This is a genomic window from Williamsia herbipolensis (assembly GCF_000964005.1).
GTDB lineage: Bacteria > Actinomycetota > Actinomycetes > Mycobacteriales > Mycobacteriaceae > Williamsia_A > Williamsia_A herbipolensis.
On the sequence record NZ_JXYP01000010.1, the window covers coordinates 1 to 14,249 of the forward strand.

The following is a 14,249-nucleotide window of genomic DNA, read 5'->3' on the forward strand; positions in this document are numbered from 1 at the left end:
TCAGGCCCATTCGATCAGCGATCGATCGGATCAGCACGGTTCCCGCATGCCCAATCACGCCACGCCCACCAGATGTGACCGACAAGCCCGATGACCACGATGTACTCTTCACCTACGGAGTGCCTTCCAGTTCGGAAAAATGTTGACTTCAGCAATCACCATTATCCCTGCTGGACAGGCACTTCCGTCATTTCACACGCCGAACGACCTCAACTCTCGTGAACAATCCGGGTTAGAAACGACACCTGAGGTTGCGGTTGCGCGACGTCCGTTCCCGAACAGAGTCGGTGGGAAGGGCACGTTTGTCTACAAGATGGTGACGACGACCGACCACAAGGTCCTCGGCGTGATGTACATCGTGGCGTGTTTTGGGTTCTTTCTGATCGGCGGGCTGATGGCGTTGCTGATGCGCGGGGAACTCGCGGCTCCCGGTATGCAGTTCCTGTCCAATGAGCAGTACAACCAGCTGTTCACCATGCACGGGACAGTCATGCTGTTGATGTACGCGACGCCGATCGTCATCGGGTTCGCAAACTTGGTGCTGCCACTGCAGATCGGGGCTCCCGATGTGGCATTCCCTCGCCTCAATGCATTCAGTTTCTGGTTGTTCTTATTCGGATCGACAGTGACGATCGCGGGGTTCGTCACCCCTGGTGGTGCCGCGGATTTCGGGTGGACTGCCTATTCCCCCCTCAATGACGGGATCTACTCGCCGGGGGCAGGCGCCGACATGTGGTTCATGGGTCTAGTCGTCTCGGGTCTGGGCACCATCTTGGGCGCGGTCAACATGGTTACCACCGTGGTCTGTCTGCGGGCGCCCGGAATGACGATGTTCCGTATGCCCATTTTCACCTGGAACATCTTGGTGACCAGCATTCTGATCTTGCTCGCGTTCCCGCTGCTGACCGCCGCGCTGCTCGGTGCCGAAGTCGACCGGCAGTTCGGCGCGCACCTATTCGATCCCGCCAACGGTGGTGTGATCTTGTGGCAGCACATGTTTTGGTTCTTCGGTCACCCGGAGGTCTACATCATCGCCCTACCATTTTTCGGGATCGTCTCGGAAATCTTTCCGGTGTTTTCACGTAAACCAATATTCGGTTATTCAGGATTGATCTACGCGACCCTGGCAATCGCAGCACTGTCAGTGGCAGTGTGGGCGCACCACATGTACGCCACCGGTGCAGTACTTCTACCATTTTTCTCGTTCATGACTTTTTTGATAGCCATTCCCACCGGCGTGAAGTTTTTCAACTGGATAGCCACGATGTGGAAAGGGCATATGACATTCGAAACGCCGATGCTGTTCTCCATCGGGTTCCTGGTGACATTCATCTTCGGCGGCCTGACCGGCGTTCTCCTCGCCAGCCCACCGCTGGACTTCCAGCTGTCCGATAGCTACTTCGTCGTCGCGCACTTTCACTACGTGCTGTTCGGTACCATCGTGTTCGCCACCTACGCGGGAATCTATTTCTGGTTTCCTAAAATGGTTGGCCGCATGCTCGACGAAAAACTCGGCAAGGTCCATTTCTGGCTGACCTTCATTGGCTTTCACACGACATTTCTGGTTCAGCATTGGCTGGGAAATCAGGGTATGCCACGCCGGTACGCCGACTACTTGCCGTCCGACGGATTCACCGTGCTGAACATGGTGTCCACCGCCGGAGCGTTTGTTCTCGGGGTCTCGGTCATTCCGTTCTTGTGGAACGTCTTTCGCAGCTACCGGTACGGCGAAGTCGTGACCGTCGACGATCCGTGGGGCTTTGGAAATTCACTCGAGTGGGCCACCAGCTGCCCGCCGCCGCGCCACAACTTCACCGAGCTACCGCGGATCCGTTCTGAACGGCCAGCGTTCGAGCTGCACTACCCGCACATGATCGAGCGTATGCACGCAGAAGCCCACGCTGGGCGAACGAGCAAAAAGGCAGAAATCGCGCGCCGCGACCCCTTGACTGTCGGGTCGCACGAAGCCTCGACCGACCGAGACTGAACGGGACCAGTTCACGTCACCGGTTGGGTGCCTGTAACAGCAGCAACTACCGGCCAGCGCGCGCCCCCAGCCGAACGCGGCGGGTCTAGAAGTGGGTGTGCGCGCAGGTGAGGTCAGGACTTAACGAGCCGTGCGATTGCCGCGGACGCTTCTTGCAGCTTTGTCTGCGCCTCATCGCCGCCCTGTGCCGCGGCGTCGAGCACACAGTGCTTGAGGTGGTCGTCGAGGAGTCCCAATGCGACGCCCTCGAGCGCTTTGGTGAGCGCCGAGATCTGGGTGAGGATGTCAATGCAGTAGGTGTCTTCGTCGATCATGCGATGTACCCCCCGGGCCTGACCTTCGATCCGTTTCATCCGAGCGAGATAGCGCGATTTGTCGCCGATGTAACCGTGCGTTGGGTGGTTTGTGGTGCTGTCCGCCGGCGTAGGCCGTTTCGTGGGCATATTGTTTCGCCGCCTGTCAGTGCGTAGGTGCGTCATGGTTGGTGTTGCTGCGGTCATCGGAGGTTTGTATCGGTTTCGGGGCGAGGTCAAGACGGCGGAGGAGTTGAGCGTTGAGGGCAACGACAACTGTAGAGACCGACATGAGAATCGCCCCGACGCTCATGGGAAGAACGAATCCGATGGGCGCAAGTATGCCTGCGGCCAGGGGCACTGAGATGAGGTTGTAGCCCGCAGCCCACCACAGGTTCTGCTTCATCTTCCGGTAGCTGGCGCGCGATAGCGTGATCACGGAGAGCACCGCGCGGGGGTCAGATGATGCCAGGACCACCCCCGCCGACCCGATCGCTACATCGGTGCCGGCCCCGATGGCGATGCCCACGTCGGCCTGGGCGAGAGCGGGTGCGTCGTTGACACCGTCTCCGACCATCGCCACGGTGCGATCCTCGGCCTGCAGTGCAGTGACTTTGGCTGCTTTGTCCTCGGGTCGGACGCCGGCGTAGACCCGGTCGATTCCGAGTTCGGCGCCCACCGAGTCGGCGACCGCCTGCGCATCGCCGGTGATCATGACCACCTGTATGCCGATGCGGTGTAGGGCGTCAACGGCGTGGCGAGATTCTGGACGGATTTCGTCGGCCAACCGCAGCGCACCGATGACCTGGTGGTCGGCCACCACGTGGAGGATGATCGCGCCTTCGGTACGCCAGTGGTCGGCGACGTCGAGTTCGGTGAGGTTGTGTTGGTCGAGTAGGTGTGGTCCACCGACGTGAACGGTGCGCCCGTCGACTGTGGCCGATACGCCGACCGCGGGGGAGGAGGAGAAGTCGCGAGCCGCAGAGACAGGCAATTCCTCGCTGCGCGCGGCGCGCACGATGGCAGCGGCCAGGGGATGTTCGCTGTCTCCTTCGGCTGCGGCGGCGAGGGCGAGAACGTCGTGTTCAGTGAATCCAGCGGTGGGGTGTATCGCGGTGACCGTGGGCTCGCCCTTGGTCAGGGTGCCCGTTTTGTCGAACAACACGGTGCCGACGGTTCGCATCGATTCCAGCGCGAGACGGTCTTTGACCAGCACACCGCCCCGGGCGGCGCGTTCAGTGGCGATAGAGACGACCAAGGGGATAGCCAGACCGAGCGCATGGGGGCAGGCGATCACCAACACGGTGATAGCGCGGGTGACGGCATCGTCGGGTAGACCGATAGTTGTCCACACGACTGCCGTGACGGCCGCCGAGGTCAGGGCGAACCAGAACAGCCACCCCGCGGCGGTGTCGGCGATGCGTTGCGCACGAGAGGACGATGCCTGGGCGTCGGTCACCAGCCGCTGGATCCCCGCCAGAGTGGTGTCGTCGCCGATGGCAGTCACGCGGACCCGAAGACCCGAATCGGTCGCCACGGTGCCGGCCACGACGGGGTCGCCCTCGTTCCGGCGCACGGTCTTTGATTCGCCGGTGACCATCGACTCGTCCACACTCGCCGACCCCTCGACGACCACACCATCAGCGGGTACCGAAGCTCCAGGACGCACGATGACCACGTCGTCGACCGCCAGCTCACTGGGGGACACGGTCACGATGTCTTCTCCCGCAACCTTTTCTGCCTCGTCGGGTAGCAGCGCGGCCAAGGAGTCCAGCGCGGAAGTCGTCTGAGCCAGCGACCGCATCTCGATCCAGTGGCCCAGCAGCATGATCACGACAAGAAGCGCCAACTCCCACCAGAAGTTCAGTTCGTGGTCGAGTAGACGCAACGTCGATCCCCACGAGGCGAACAACGCCACCGTGATCGCCAGGGCTATCAGCAACATCATGCCCGGCTTGCGCGAACGCACTTCGCTGACCGCACCGGTTAGAAATGGTCGACCACCCCACCCGTAGAGCACGGTACCGATCACCGGCGAGACCCACCGCACCCACTCTGCATCGGGCAGTGCGTAGCCAGCCACGTCGGCGAACATGTCGTTGAAGGCCACCGTTGGGACAGCGAGCACCAACATTATCCAAAACAACCGGCGGAACTGCCCAACGTGATCACCGTGTCCGCTGTGTCCGCTGTGACCAGGCATTGTGTGATTGCCGCTGTGCTGCCCAGGGGAGTGTGCGGTGGCTGTCGCCGCAGGACCGTTCGCGCTGTGCTCATCGGAATGGATGCTCATCCCCGTGACGGTATACCCCAAGGGGGTATCACGCAAGGTGGTCTGTTGCTTGGTCGGACCGGGGTTCGCGTAATCGTTCGCTCCTTGCCCTAGTACCCATAGGGGGTATACAGTTCGAGTTGTAGATACCTACTGGGGGTATCCAGAATGTGGAGGATGGCTATGGCGACAGCTACGTACACCGTTACCGGAATGACGTGCGCACATTGCGAGATGTCGGTGCGTGAGGAGGTCGAGGAGCTTGCTGGTGTCGTCGGAGTAGAGGTGAATGCGGGTGACGGAACACTGGTGGTCACCTCCGCTGGGGAGATCGACGACGAGCTGGTCGTCGGTGCAGTCGCCGAGGCCGGTTATTCGGCCTCTCGGGCCTGAGTTCATTTCAGCGACGCGCTGTCACCGGCAGCGTTAAGACGCGGCGCTCAGCAAGCGCCACCGCCCTCGGTTGGGCGCACACGAACACTGCAAGTAACACAGGGTGAGAAGAGGTATCTGATGACCACGTCTATCCCGGCCGCCGGCCAGGACAGTGTTGAACTCGAGATCGGGGGGATGACGTGTGCATCATGTGCGAACCGGATCGAGCGCAAACTCAACAAACTCGACGGCGTTGCGGCCACGGTCAATTATGCGACCGAAAAAGCTAAGGTCAGTGCCCCGGCGGGCTACGACACGGCGATGCTGATCGCGAGCGTCGAGCAGGCCGGGTACACCGCAACCCTGCCAGCGGGAAAAAACTCGCAGCCCGGTGCCGACACTGCGGATCCTGACGCGCCCACCGACGATCATGAACTCCTCGCGCTTCGCCAACGTTTGATCGGCGCCGTGGTCCTATCTGTCCCGGTAATCGCTATGGCCATGATCCCGGTATTGCAGTTCACCTATTGGCAGTGGGCATCGCTCGCGTTGGCCAGCCCAGTGATCCTCTGGGGGGCGTGGCCCTTTCACCTCGCAGCGTGGACCAATCTGCGTCACGGCGCAGCGACAATGGACACCCTGATTTCGATGGGCACCCTCGCGGCATTCCTGTGGTCGCTGTATGCCCTGTTCTTCGGTACAGCAGGTATGACCGGAATGACGCACGCTTTTTCGTTCACACTGTCACCGTCCGACGGTGCATCGAACATCTACCTCGAGGTCGGTTCAGGTGTCACCACATTCATCCTTGCCGGCCGCTATTTCGAGAAGCGATCCAAACGTCAGGCCGGCGCCGCACTGAGGGCCTTGCTCGAGATGGGCGCGAAAGAGGTCGCGGTGTTACGTGACGGAACCGAAACCAAGATCGCGATCGCCGACCTACATGTCGGCGACGAATTCGTCGTCCGACCGGGGGAGAAGATCGCTACAGACGGTGTGGCAACCGCGGGTACCTCAGCAGTTGATGCGTCAATGCTCACCGGTGAGTCCGTGCCCGTCGAAGTAGGTCCCGGCGACAGTGTCACCGGCGCCACCGTCAATGTCGGCGGGCGACTGCAGGTTCGAGCCACCCGAGTCGGCTCGGACACGCAACTTGCTCAGATGGCCCAGCTGGTCGAAGACGCCCAAACTGGTAAAGCCGACGTGCAGCGGCTCGCCGACCGGATCTCAGGAATCTTCGTTCCCGTCGTCATCGCCATCGCCCTGACAACACTCGCGGCGTGGCTCGGCACCGGAGCCAGCGTTACCGCCGCCTTCACTGCCGCCGTCGCGGTACTGGTCATCGCCTGCCCCTGCGCGCTTGGGCTGGCCACCCCCACAGCCCTACTCGTCGGCACCGGGCGTGGAGCGCAAATGGGTGTCCTCATCAAGGGACCCGAAGTCCTGGAATCCACTCGCGCCGTCGACACCATCGTTCTGGATAAAACCGGCACCGTCACCACCGGCACAATGACCCTGACCGACGTGGTCGCAGAACCCAACACCGAGCGCGTCGATCTCCTCCGTCTGGCCGGAGCACTCGAAAACGCGTCCGAGCACCCCGTTGCCCAAGCCATCGCTCGCGGTGCGACCGAGAATCTTGGCTCTCTTCCCACCCCGGACGACTTCGTCAACATGGAAGGCAAAGGAGTGCGCGGCGTCGTCGAGGGCCACGCCGTCATCGTTGGCCGCGAATCGCTTCTCGCCGACTGGTCTCAATCTCTCAGCAGCAACCTCACACAGGAAAAGCAGCGCGCCGAGAACGACGGCAAAACCGTTGTCGTAGTCGGATGGGACGGAGCCGCACGCGGGATCCTCATCGTCGCCGACACCGTCAAGTCGACAAGTTGCGAAGCAATTCGACAGTTCAAAAAACTTGGCCTCACACCGGTACTGCTCACCGGAGACAACTCAGCCGTTGCGCACAGAATTGCCGCCGAGGTCGGAATCGACACGGTTTACGCCGAGGTCATGCCCGAGGATAAAGTCGCCGTCATCACCGCGCTGCAAGCCGAGGGCAAAACCGTGGCCATGGTCGGCGACGGGGTCAACGACGCCGCCGCTCTCGCCCAAGCCGACCTGGGAATGGCAATGGGAAGCGGTGCCGACGTCGCCATCGAAGCCGCCGACATCACACTGGTGCGCAGCGACTTACGTAGCGCGGCCGACGCCATTCGACTGTCCCGCACCACACTCAAGACAATCAAAACCAACCTGTTCTGGGCGTTCGCCTACAACGTCGCCGCCATACCTGTTGCTACTCTCGGGTTCCTCAACCCGATGCTCGCCGGCGCAGCGATGGCACTCTCGAGCGTCTTCGTCGTCGCGAACAGCCTCCGGCTCCGAAATTTCCGCAGCGCAAGAGGGTGAGCTCGACGGAGTGACTTTCGCAGACGTGCAGCAAGCGGGTGGTGATGAATCGGCCGGGTCGGAGAACGGCTTCGAAAATGGTCGACCCCTGCGGGGTTAAATTGACCCTCTTGAGGGTGCGGAGTGTGCCAGGTACGGGGCGGGGGGAAGTTGTGGCGCCACACCCCGGTCGATCAGAATGCGCCTGTCGCTCAACGGATATCGCGCACAGCTTCCTCTGGGCTTCTTGAACGGGTCCCCAATGTCATCAGGTCATTTGATCGAGCACCCAGAGCGCTGTCGTACTGTCGCGCGCTATTCCTAATTGCCTGCCGCTGATCACCATTTTGACGGTTGCGGACCGCCATTTTCCTCAAGCGGGGGAGTTGAGGCGACTTCGCAGTCGACGAACGGCGGGGTAGCCCGTGACCACCCCAAGGACAATGCCAACTTGCATAAGCATCCAGAAGGTAGCGTCGGTGGCCGGTGGCATGGTCTCAGTGAAATGCAGCAACAACATCCAGCCACCCATTCCGAGGTCAAAAGCCAGCACGGTCAGGGCGGCGGCACCTATCGCAGCCGCAACAGACCGCTGACGAATGCCATGGGCACCAACCGTCGGCGTGACGGCCGAACGCTCGTACACAGCGAGCATGGCCGTAGCCAGCAACGCTATGACGATGATCATCACCCAGAGATCGATGCCGGCGATGGTGAGCCCGGAGGCGATAACTAGCGGCACTCCAATGACGTGCGCGGCGGCGGAGGCTGCACCGCCCGGCAGTCCTGCGGCCACACCACGGTTCGACTGCAAAGTCGCACTGGTGTTGGGGGTGACGCGGCCGTGACGGCGATAAGCGAGTAGGGCGAAGGGCCCAAGAAAGAGGCCGGAACCGATCCACACGAGCTCGGTGGCAACGGTGGGGTGGCGGTGTCCGCGGCGATAGATGTCGTCTGCCAGCACGGCCGATGAGATAAGAGCAAGGGTGAGGACCACCCAAGCCAGCGGGGTCATCCATGCGGGCAGGGCAGAACCCATGTTCATGTCCATGCTGAACCTCTTTCGTAAGGAGAACCTTGCGCGCCAACCTATGCAGTGGGGTGAGATTTTCCGCCGGATCATGCTTAATCGCCCGTCCACAAGGGGATCGTGGGCGCTACTACTAAGTTCTATAGTAGACGAACTCCCGACCACCATGGCACCCGGCCCGATCAGCCAGATCCTGCCTCGGCGCCGGCGCCGGCGCCAGGCGTCGAAGTACGCCGCGCAGACGTACCGCTTGTCCAGCGGCAACATAGATGCGCGGTCACCGGTCCCGAACTCTGACCTATGACGCCCCGCAGGCCGGGCATGTCAATCATCGAGATGGCTCGACAGATGACCACACCCAGGCGCGGTACTAAACCTTCGACGGCGACAGGCTGCGGTTTGAACCCGCCGCCTGACCTCGTCACATGACGTCGAAGCTGCACGACTTCCGAAGACTGTTCACGACAGACGCGGTGAACAACGGTCTTCCCCTGCACATCGCCGCATCGCTACTTGGTCACCTCAATCTCGAGACCACTCGCGGCTACACCGCCGTATTTCCCGAGCACCTCATCGCAGCGCACCAACACTTCATCGAACGACGCCGACAACTGCGCTCCAGTGCCGAGAACAGGCCAGCCGACCCCGACGAATGGGCCGAATTCGAACAGCACTTCCTTCTTCGACGCGTCGCACTCGGTGACTGCCACCGGCCGTACGGCACAGCATGCGTTCACGAACATGCCTGCAGCCGGTGCCGATTCCTGCGCGTTGATCCCGCCCAGATCGGCCGGATCACCGAAATGACCGACAACGCCGAGCAACGCCTCACCGAGGCCAAGGGCCATGCATGGCTCGGTGAAGTCGCCGCAATAGAAGAAAGCCTGACCCACCTACGCGCTCGGCATTCCGAGGCGCTCGAGCAAATCAACGCAAGCGGTGCCGCTGACACGTCGGCGGAACCGCGGCGCGGAGGCTCTAGCGGCGACTCGTGTTAGGCGGGTGTGCCGGTGCAGCAGACGCCGCCGCCGTTGGAGTCGTCGGCGAGCAGCTGGGGGCTGGTGCCGAAGGTGTTGGAGTCGGCGAGGACGGTGTAGACCTCCCACTTCTCCTGGGCGGGGCCGGTGACCCAGACTTTGTCCTGGGTGGCGAAGCAGCAGGTGGTGCCGATCTCCTCGTCGGTGAACAGGCCTTCGTCGGTGAGTCGGGCGATCTCGGCGTGCACGGTTGCGCTGGAGTCGACTTCGACGCCGAGGTGGTTGATGGTGCCGCCCTTGCCGGGGTTTTCCATCAGGACCAGCTTTAACGGGGGTTCGGTGACGGCGAAGTTGGCGTAGCCGGGCTTGAGCTTCGCGGGCTGGGTGTTGAACAGCTTTGAGTAGAACTCGACTGCCTGATCGAGATCGTCGACATTGAGGGCGAGCTGCATACGGGACATGATCAGAACCTCCACCTGTGAGACATACATCGAATTACTGTGCTGCTGTCAGGATGCCCGACCTATTCGATATATGTCAAGAGGCTTGGTAGGGTGGGGTCATGCCGAAGACGTTGCCGACGATCGATATGACCGCGCCGATCTGTTGTGCGCCGGTGTCGGCGGCGGCACTCGATGATGATGCGGCACTAGAGATTGCGTTGCGGCTCAAAGCGTTGGCTGATCCGGTGCGGATCAAGTTGATGTCGCTGTTGTTGACCACCGAGGCCGGTGAAGTGTGCACGTGCGACCTCGCGGCGGCGTTGGGGTTGTCCGAGGCGACAACGAGCCACCACCTGGGGCAGTTGAAGAAGGCGGGCATGGTCCGACCGGAACGTCGCGGGATGAACGTCTACTACTCCGCGCACGCTGATGCGTTGCAGGCGTTGCGGGGTGTTCTCGACCCGAACTGCTGCACCTAGCCTTCTCGTCGACGTCGGGGTGGCGCGAGCAGGGCGCGCGCGGTGCGTCCGACCCCGATGAGGGTGGCCGAGGCCGGTCCGGTCCAGTCGCCGTACCCGAGGAACATCGTCGCGGGGTCATCGACCAGATGGTTGTCGACGACCGGATAGTGACCGTCCTGGGTTCGGACCAGCCCGTGGAGGTGTCGCAGGGCGGGCCGGAACCCGGTGCACCAGATGATGGCATCGACCTGTTCCTCGACGCCGTCGACGACCACACCGCTGGCGGTGAGGTGGGTGAACATCGGGTGGGCGGTGAGCTGGCCGCGGTCGCGGGCAGCGCGCACCGACGGCACGGCCACGATGTCACCGAGCCCAGCGACACCCCCGTCCGATGGCCGGCCGGCGGCGATGGCGGCGGCGTGGTCGGTGGCGACGGTGAACAGCACCCGGCCGTCGACGTCGTCGGGTAGGTATCGGGGTGGGCGAGGTGTGCACCACAGGGTGTCGGCAACCCCGGTGAGGTCGGCGACGATCTGGGCGGCGGAGTTACCGCCACCGACAACCGCGACCCGTTGCCCGGCGAACGGCTCGGGAGAGCGGTAGTCGACGGTGTGGAGCTGGCGTCCGCGGAAGTCGGTGATGCCGGGGTAGAGCGGCCAGAACGGTTGCCGCCATGAGCCGGTGGCGTTGATGACCCGCCGGGCATCCCAGTCACAGGCGTCGGTATGGACGTGGAAACCGTGATCTGTGCGCGTGACCTCGGTGACGGTCACAGGGCGCTGGATGGGGAGCTGGTAACGATGTTCGTATCGGGTCAGGTAGTCCACGACGTGCGTCGCCGGTGGAAACCCGTTGGGGTAGGGCGGCATCGGCCATCCGGGTAGCGACGAGTACTCGGCGGGCGAGAACAGGGTCAGCGACTGCCAGTAGTGCTGCCACGAGCCGCCCGGGTTCGGGTTGTCGTCGAGGATGACGAAATCGAGACCGGATCTTCGTAGGTAGTAGCCGGCGGCCAGGCCTGCTTGGCCGCCGCCGATGACCACGACATCGGCCGAGTGGGTGGCGTTGCTGCTCACCCGGTGGTGAGGCGAGCGTGCAGGTCGCGGACCCGGGTGGCGATGTCGTCGCGGACCAGCCGCATCCGTTCCATCCCCTCGATCCCCCGGGTCGAGGGCTCATCGGTGTCCCAGTTCTCGTAGACCGGTCCAGCGACCTTCTCGACCTGTGCTTCGCGACCGAGGGTGATCACGTAATCCATTCGCGCCAAAAGTGCCGGGTCGATCGGTTTCGGCTGTTCTGCGGTGATGTCGACGCCGACCTCGAGGAGCGACTCCGCCGACTGTGCGTTGACTGCGGTGCCGGGTTTCGTTCCCGCGGAGTGCACCTCGACGGTGTCACCGGCCTCCTTGGTCATGAGGCCGGCGGCCATCTGAGATTTGCCGCCGTTCTTGACGCACACGAACAGCACACTTGGGGTACTCATCGGGTGCCCGCCTGCGCCGGCAGGAGCTCGGCGATCAGGGCCTCGATGCGAGCTTTGATCTCGTCCCGGATCGGGCGGACGGTCTCGACGCCCTTTCCGGCGGGGTCGGGTAAATCCCAGTCGCGGTAGCTGACGCCCGGGAAAACTGGGCACGCATCCCCACACCCCATGGTGATCACGACGTCGGAGGTTTCCACCGCGTCAGGGGTCAGGATCTTCGGGGCTTGGATCGAGATGTCGATCCCGATCTCGGCCATCGCCTCCACCGCCGCGGAGTTGACGGTGGCGGCGGGTGCGCTGCCAGCGGAGCGGACCTCAATCGAATCCCCGGCGAGGGTGGTGAGGAACCCGGCAGCCATCTGCGATCGGCCGGCGTTGTGGACGCACACAAACAAGACACTGGGTGTGTCAGACATCTGGGGGAACCCTTCTAAAGGTGGAGTCGTGGGAATGGGAGGGGTGGCGAATCCTGTGTCAGGTGCCGACTGTCGTGCTGCGGCGTTCGATCATGTGCACATCACGCCATCGGCCGTCGCGTTGCCCGATGCGTTCACGAACGCCGACGGTGCGGAACCCTGCTCGACGATGCACCGCCAGGCTGGCGGTGTTTTCCCGGGAAGATGCCGGACTGGATCGTCCACACCCCTGCCTGCTCAGCAGAGGCGATGAGAGCGGCGAGAAGCAGACCGCCGACACCGGCACTTCGGGCTGCCGTGTCGACGTACACACTGTGCTCCATCACCCCGGCGTAGACACACCGCGACGAGACCGGCACTGCAGCAACCCACCCGACGACGTCGCCGACGGCGTTCACCGCCACGAATCGGTGGTGGTCCAGGTGCACGCGGTCGAAGGTCTCCCAGTCCGGTGCGACCGTTTCGAAGGTGGCATCCCCGGTATCGATTCCGGCCTGATAGATCCGCAGAACAGCGCTGGCGTGCTCGACGGTCATCGGGATCACGTGCGTCTCGGCCATCGCTACCCCTCGATACTCGAGTCCGCCGCGGGCGTACGGACAGTGAACCGCTTCCGCAACGCCAGCGACACGTAGACCAGCCCGACGAGCACCGGGACCTCGATCAACGGCCCGACGACACCGGCCAACGCCTGCCCGGATGTGGCGCCGTAGGTGGCGATCGCGACGGCGATGGCGAGTTCGAAGTTGTTGCCCGCGGCGGTGAACGCCAAGGTGGTAGTGCGTTCGTAGCCCAGACCCATCGCCGCGCCGAAGGCGTATCCGCCGCCCCACATGACCGCGAAGTACACCAGCAGCGGGAGCGCTATCCGGACGACGTCGAGGGGACGCGAGGTGATCTGATCGCCCTGCAGCGCGAAGAGGATGACGATGGTGAACAGCAGGCCGTAGAGCGCCCACGGGCCGATGCACGGAATGAACTTCGATTCGTACCAGTCGCGGCCCTTGGTCCTCTCGCCGAGAAAACGCGAGAGGAAGCCCGCCACCAGGGGGATGCCGAGGAAGATCAGGACCGATTTCGCGATCTGCCACGGCGAGGTGGAGATGTTCGTCTGCTCGAGGTCCAGCCAGCCGGGCAGCACCGATAGGTAGAACCAGCCGAGGACGGCAAACATCACGACCTGGAACACCGAGTTGATGGCGACAAGGACCGCGGCGGCTTCCCGGTCGCCGCAGGCGAGGTCGTTCCAGATGATGACCATCGCGATGCATCGAGCAAGCCCGACAATGATCAGGCCGGTGCGGTACTCGGGCAGATCGGGCAGAAACAGCCAGGCCAGGGCAAACATCAACGCAGGACCGAGTATCCAGTTCAGGGCCAGCGAACCGAGCAGCAGCTTCTTGTCGCCGGTCACCGTGTCGAGGCGGTCGTAACGGACCTTCGCCAACACCGGATACATCATGATCAGCAGGCCAATTGCGATCGGCAGTGAGACACCATCGACCGAGATTTTGGACAACGCGTCATTGAGTCCTGGGACACCACGGCCCAGGAGCAGGCCGGCGACCATCGCGACACCGATCCACACCGGCAAAAACCGGTCGAGGGTCGACAGCTTGCCCACTACTGCGGGGGCATCCGACCTATCTGTTGTGGTGCTCACGCGTGCACCGCCAGTCCGGCATCAGCCGCGGACGGATCCGCGCTACTCAACACCGCCGACAACTGCTGCAACGCAGCAGGAATCACCCAGTAGTACACCCAGGTACCCCGGCGTTCGCAGTCCAGCAGACCAGCACCGCGCAGCACCTTGAGGTGATGCGAGATAGTCGGCTGCGACAGGGCAAACGTGTCAGAGATGTCGCAGACACACGCCTCACCGTTCTCGTGGCTGGCCACCAAGCTCAACAGCCGCAGCCGGACCGGGTCCCCGATCGCCTTGAACATGCGGGCCAGATCGCCCGCCCAATCAGCGGTCAACGGTTCCCGGATCAGCGGCGAGCAACACGCCCCCGGGGAGTCAACAAGCGGCACGTTCTGATTCGACATACGTCTATATTGACGATGCTCTAATCACCCGTCAAGTGAACATGGTCTGAACGTCCCACCACAGGCGAGGCGCAG

15 protein-coding genes and 1 pseudogene are annotated in these 14,249 nt (G+C 62.9%); 5 read left to right on the forward strand and 11 right to left on the reverse strand.

Annotated features, from left to right (window positions below):
• Positions 1-313 precede the first annotated feature (313 nt).
• Positions 314-1,987, forward strand: a complete 1,674-nt coding sequence (ctaD, locus tag TU34_RS03060; RefSeq protein ID WP_045821393.1) for an aa3-type cytochrome oxidase subunit I — start codon at positions 314-316, stop codon at positions 1,985-1,987.
• A gap of 113 nt (positions 1,988-2,100) precedes the next feature.
• Here the strand turns inward: ctaD and TU34_RS03065 are convergent, their stop codons facing one another.
• Together TU34_RS03065 and TU34_RS03070 are read right to left on the reverse strand one after the other, a co-directional pair.
• The gene (locus TU34_RS03065) at positions 2,101-2,430 is read right to left on the reverse strand and encodes a metal-sensitive transcriptional regulator (RefSeq protein WP_045821394.1); all 330 of its coding nucleotides are present in this window, start codon (positions 2,428-2,430) and stop codon (positions 2,101-2,103) included.
• A 16-nt stretch (positions 2,431-2,446) separates the two neighbouring features.
• Positions 2,447-4,483, reverse strand: coding sequence for a heavy metal translocating P-type ATPase (locus TU34_RS03070; RefSeq protein WP_420835153.1), 2,037 nt, complete (start codon positions 4,481-4,483; stop codon positions 2,447-2,449).
• A gap of 252 nt (positions 4,484-4,735) precedes the next feature.
• Between TU34_RS03070 and TU34_RS03075 the strand changes: the two genes are divergently transcribed.
• Both TU34_RS03075 and TU34_RS03080 read left to right on the forward strand, forming a co-directional pair.
• Entirely contained in the window at positions 4,736-4,945 is a 210-nt protein-coding gene (locus TU34_RS03075; protein WP_045821537.1) for a heavy-metal-associated domain-containing protein, read from the forward strand.
• Between the two features lie 120 nt (positions 4,946-5,065).
• Complete coding sequence (locus TU34_RS03080; RefSeq protein WP_045821396.1) at positions 5,066-7,336, forward strand: heavy metal translocating P-type ATPase; 2,271 nt, start codon at positions 5,066-5,068, stop codon at positions 7,334-7,336.
• Between the two features lie 352 nt (positions 7,337-7,688).
• Here the strand turns inward: TU34_RS03080 and TU34_RS03085 are convergent, their stop codons facing one another.
• The gene (locus TU34_RS03085; RefSeq protein ID WP_045821397.1) at positions 7,689-8,366 is read right to left on the reverse strand and encodes a DUF4396 domain-containing protein; all 678 of its coding nucleotides are present in this window, start codon (positions 8,364-8,366) and stop codon (positions 7,689-7,691) included.
• A 404-nt stretch (positions 8,367-8,770) separates the two neighbouring features.
• Here TU34_RS03085 and TU34_RS24210 point away from each other — a divergent pair.
• Positions 8,771-8,851: pseudogene (locus TU34_RS24210) on the forward strand (hypothetical protein); the annotation flags it as partial.
• Positions 8,852-8,854: 3 nt separating this feature from the next.
• Here TU34_RS24210 and TU34_RS24215 read toward each other — a convergent pair.
• The gene (locus tag TU34_RS24215) at positions 8,855-9,238 is read right to left on the reverse strand and encodes a hypothetical protein (protein WP_238981162.1); all 384 of its coding nucleotides are present in this window, start codon (positions 9,236-9,238) and stop codon (positions 8,855-8,857) included.
• A 101-nt stretch (positions 9,239-9,339) separates the two neighbouring features.
• Positions 9,340-9,783 carry an ArsI/CadI family heavy metal resistance metalloenzyme gene (locus TU34_RS03095; protein WP_045821538.1) on the reverse strand — a complete coding sequence of 148 codons (444 nt, stop codon included), beginning with the start codon at positions 9,781-9,783 and terminating at the stop codon, positions 9,340-9,342.
• A gap of 101 nt (positions 9,784-9,884) precedes the next feature.
• On the opposite strand from TU34_RS03095, the gene TU34_RS03100 reads away from it, so the two are divergent.
• A complete protein-coding gene (locus tag TU34_RS03100; protein ID WP_045821399.1) occupies positions 9,885-10,244 on the forward strand; it encodes an Rv2640c family ArsR-like transcriptional regulator in 360 nt (119 codons plus the stop codon).
• On the opposite strand, the gene TU34_RS03105 is transcribed toward TU34_RS03100, so the two are convergent.
• The 6 genes from TU34_RS03105 to TU34_RS03130 all read right to left on the reverse strand — a co-directional run bounded on the left by TU34_RS03105 (position 10,241) and on the right by TU34_RS03130 (position 14,174).
• Positions 10,241-11,302, reverse strand: a complete 1,062-nt coding sequence (locus TU34_RS03105) for an ArsO family NAD(P)H-dependent flavin-containing monooxygenase (protein WP_045821400.1) — start codon at positions 11,300-11,302, stop codon at positions 10,241-10,243. The genes TU34_RS03100 and TU34_RS03105 overlap by 4 nt on opposite strands.
• The gene (locus tag TU34_RS03110; protein ID WP_045821401.1) at positions 11,299-11,709 is read right to left on the reverse strand and encodes an arsenate-mycothiol transferase ArsC; all 411 of its coding nucleotides are present in this window, start codon (positions 11,707-11,709) and stop codon (positions 11,299-11,301) included. The genes TU34_RS03105 and TU34_RS03110 overlap by 4 nt, the downstream gene beginning before the upstream one ends.
• Positions 11,706-12,125, reverse strand: coding sequence for an arsenate reductase ArsC (locus TU34_RS03115; RefSeq protein WP_045821402.1), 420 nt, complete (start codon positions 12,123-12,125; stop codon positions 11,706-11,708). The genes TU34_RS03110 and TU34_RS03115 overlap by 4 nt, the downstream gene beginning before the upstream one ends.
• Before the next feature lie 134 nt (positions 12,126-12,259).
• A complete protein-coding gene (locus TU34_RS03120; RefSeq protein ID WP_238981149.1) occupies positions 12,260-12,685 on the reverse strand; it encodes a GNAT family N-acetyltransferase in 426 nt (141 codons plus the stop codon).
• A 2-nt stretch (positions 12,686-12,687) separates the two neighbouring features.
• Entirely contained in the window at positions 12,688-13,788 is a 1,101-nt protein-coding gene (gene arsB / locus TU34_RS03125) for an ACR3 family arsenite efflux transporter (protein WP_045821403.1), read from the reverse strand.
• Positions 13,785-14,174 carry an ArsR/SmtB family transcription factor gene (locus tag TU34_RS03130; RefSeq protein ID WP_045821404.1) on the reverse strand — a complete coding sequence of 130 codons (390 nt, stop codon included), beginning with the start codon at positions 14,172-14,174 and terminating at the stop codon, positions 13,785-13,787. The genes arsB and TU34_RS03130 overlap by 4 nt, the downstream gene beginning before the upstream one ends.
• Positions 14,175-14,249: the final 75 nt, after the last annotated feature.

Bases quoted from the DNA above. Each gene is read 5' to 3' on its own strand.
- TU34_RS03115 (WP_045821402.1), bottom strand. From the start codon at position 12,125: ATGTCTGACACACCCAGTGTCTTGTTTGTGTGCGTCCACAACGCCGGC.
- TU34_RS03110 (WP_045821401.1), bottom strand. From the start codon at position 11,709: ATGAGTACCCCAAGTGTGCTGTTCGTGTGCGTCAAGAACGGCGGCAAA.
- TU34_RS03130 (WP_045821404.1), bottom strand. From the start codon at position 14,174: ATGTCGAATCAGAACGTGCCGCTTGTTGACTCCCCGGGGGCGTGTTGC.
- TU34_RS03120 (WP_238981149.1), bottom strand. From the start codon at position 12,685: ATGGCCGAGACGCACGTGATCCCGATGACCGTCGAGCACGCCAGCGCT.
- TU34_RS03095 (WP_045821538.1), bottom strand. From the start codon at position 9,783: ATGTCCCGTATGCAGCTCGCCCTCAATGTCGACGATCTCGATCAGGCA.
- ctaD (WP_045821393.1), top strand. From the start codon at position 314: ATGGTGACGACGACCGACCACAAGGTCCTCGGCGTGATGTACATCGTG.
- TU34_RS03065 (WP_045821394.1), bottom strand. From the start codon at position 2,430: ATGCCCACGAAACGGCCTACGCCGGCGGACAGCACCACAAACCACCCA.
- TU34_RS03070 (WP_420835153.1), bottom strand. From the start codon at position 4,483: ATGCCTGGTCACAGCGGACACAGCGGACACGGTGATCACGTTGGGCAG.
- TU34_RS03100 (WP_045821399.1), top strand. From the start codon at position 9,885: ATGCCGAAGACGTTGCCGACGATCGATATGACCGCGCCGATCTGTTGT.
- TU34_RS03085 (WP_045821397.1), bottom strand. From the start codon at position 8,366: ATGGACATGAACATGGGTTCTGCCCTGCCCGCATGGATGACCCCGCTG.
- TU34_RS03075 (WP_045821537.1), top strand. From the start codon at position 4,736: ATGGCGACAGCTACGTACACCGTTACCGGAATGACGTGCGCACATTGC.
- TU34_RS03080 (WP_045821396.1), top strand. From the start codon at position 5,066: ATGACCACGTCTATCCCGGCCGCCGGCCAGGACAGTGTTGAACTCGAG.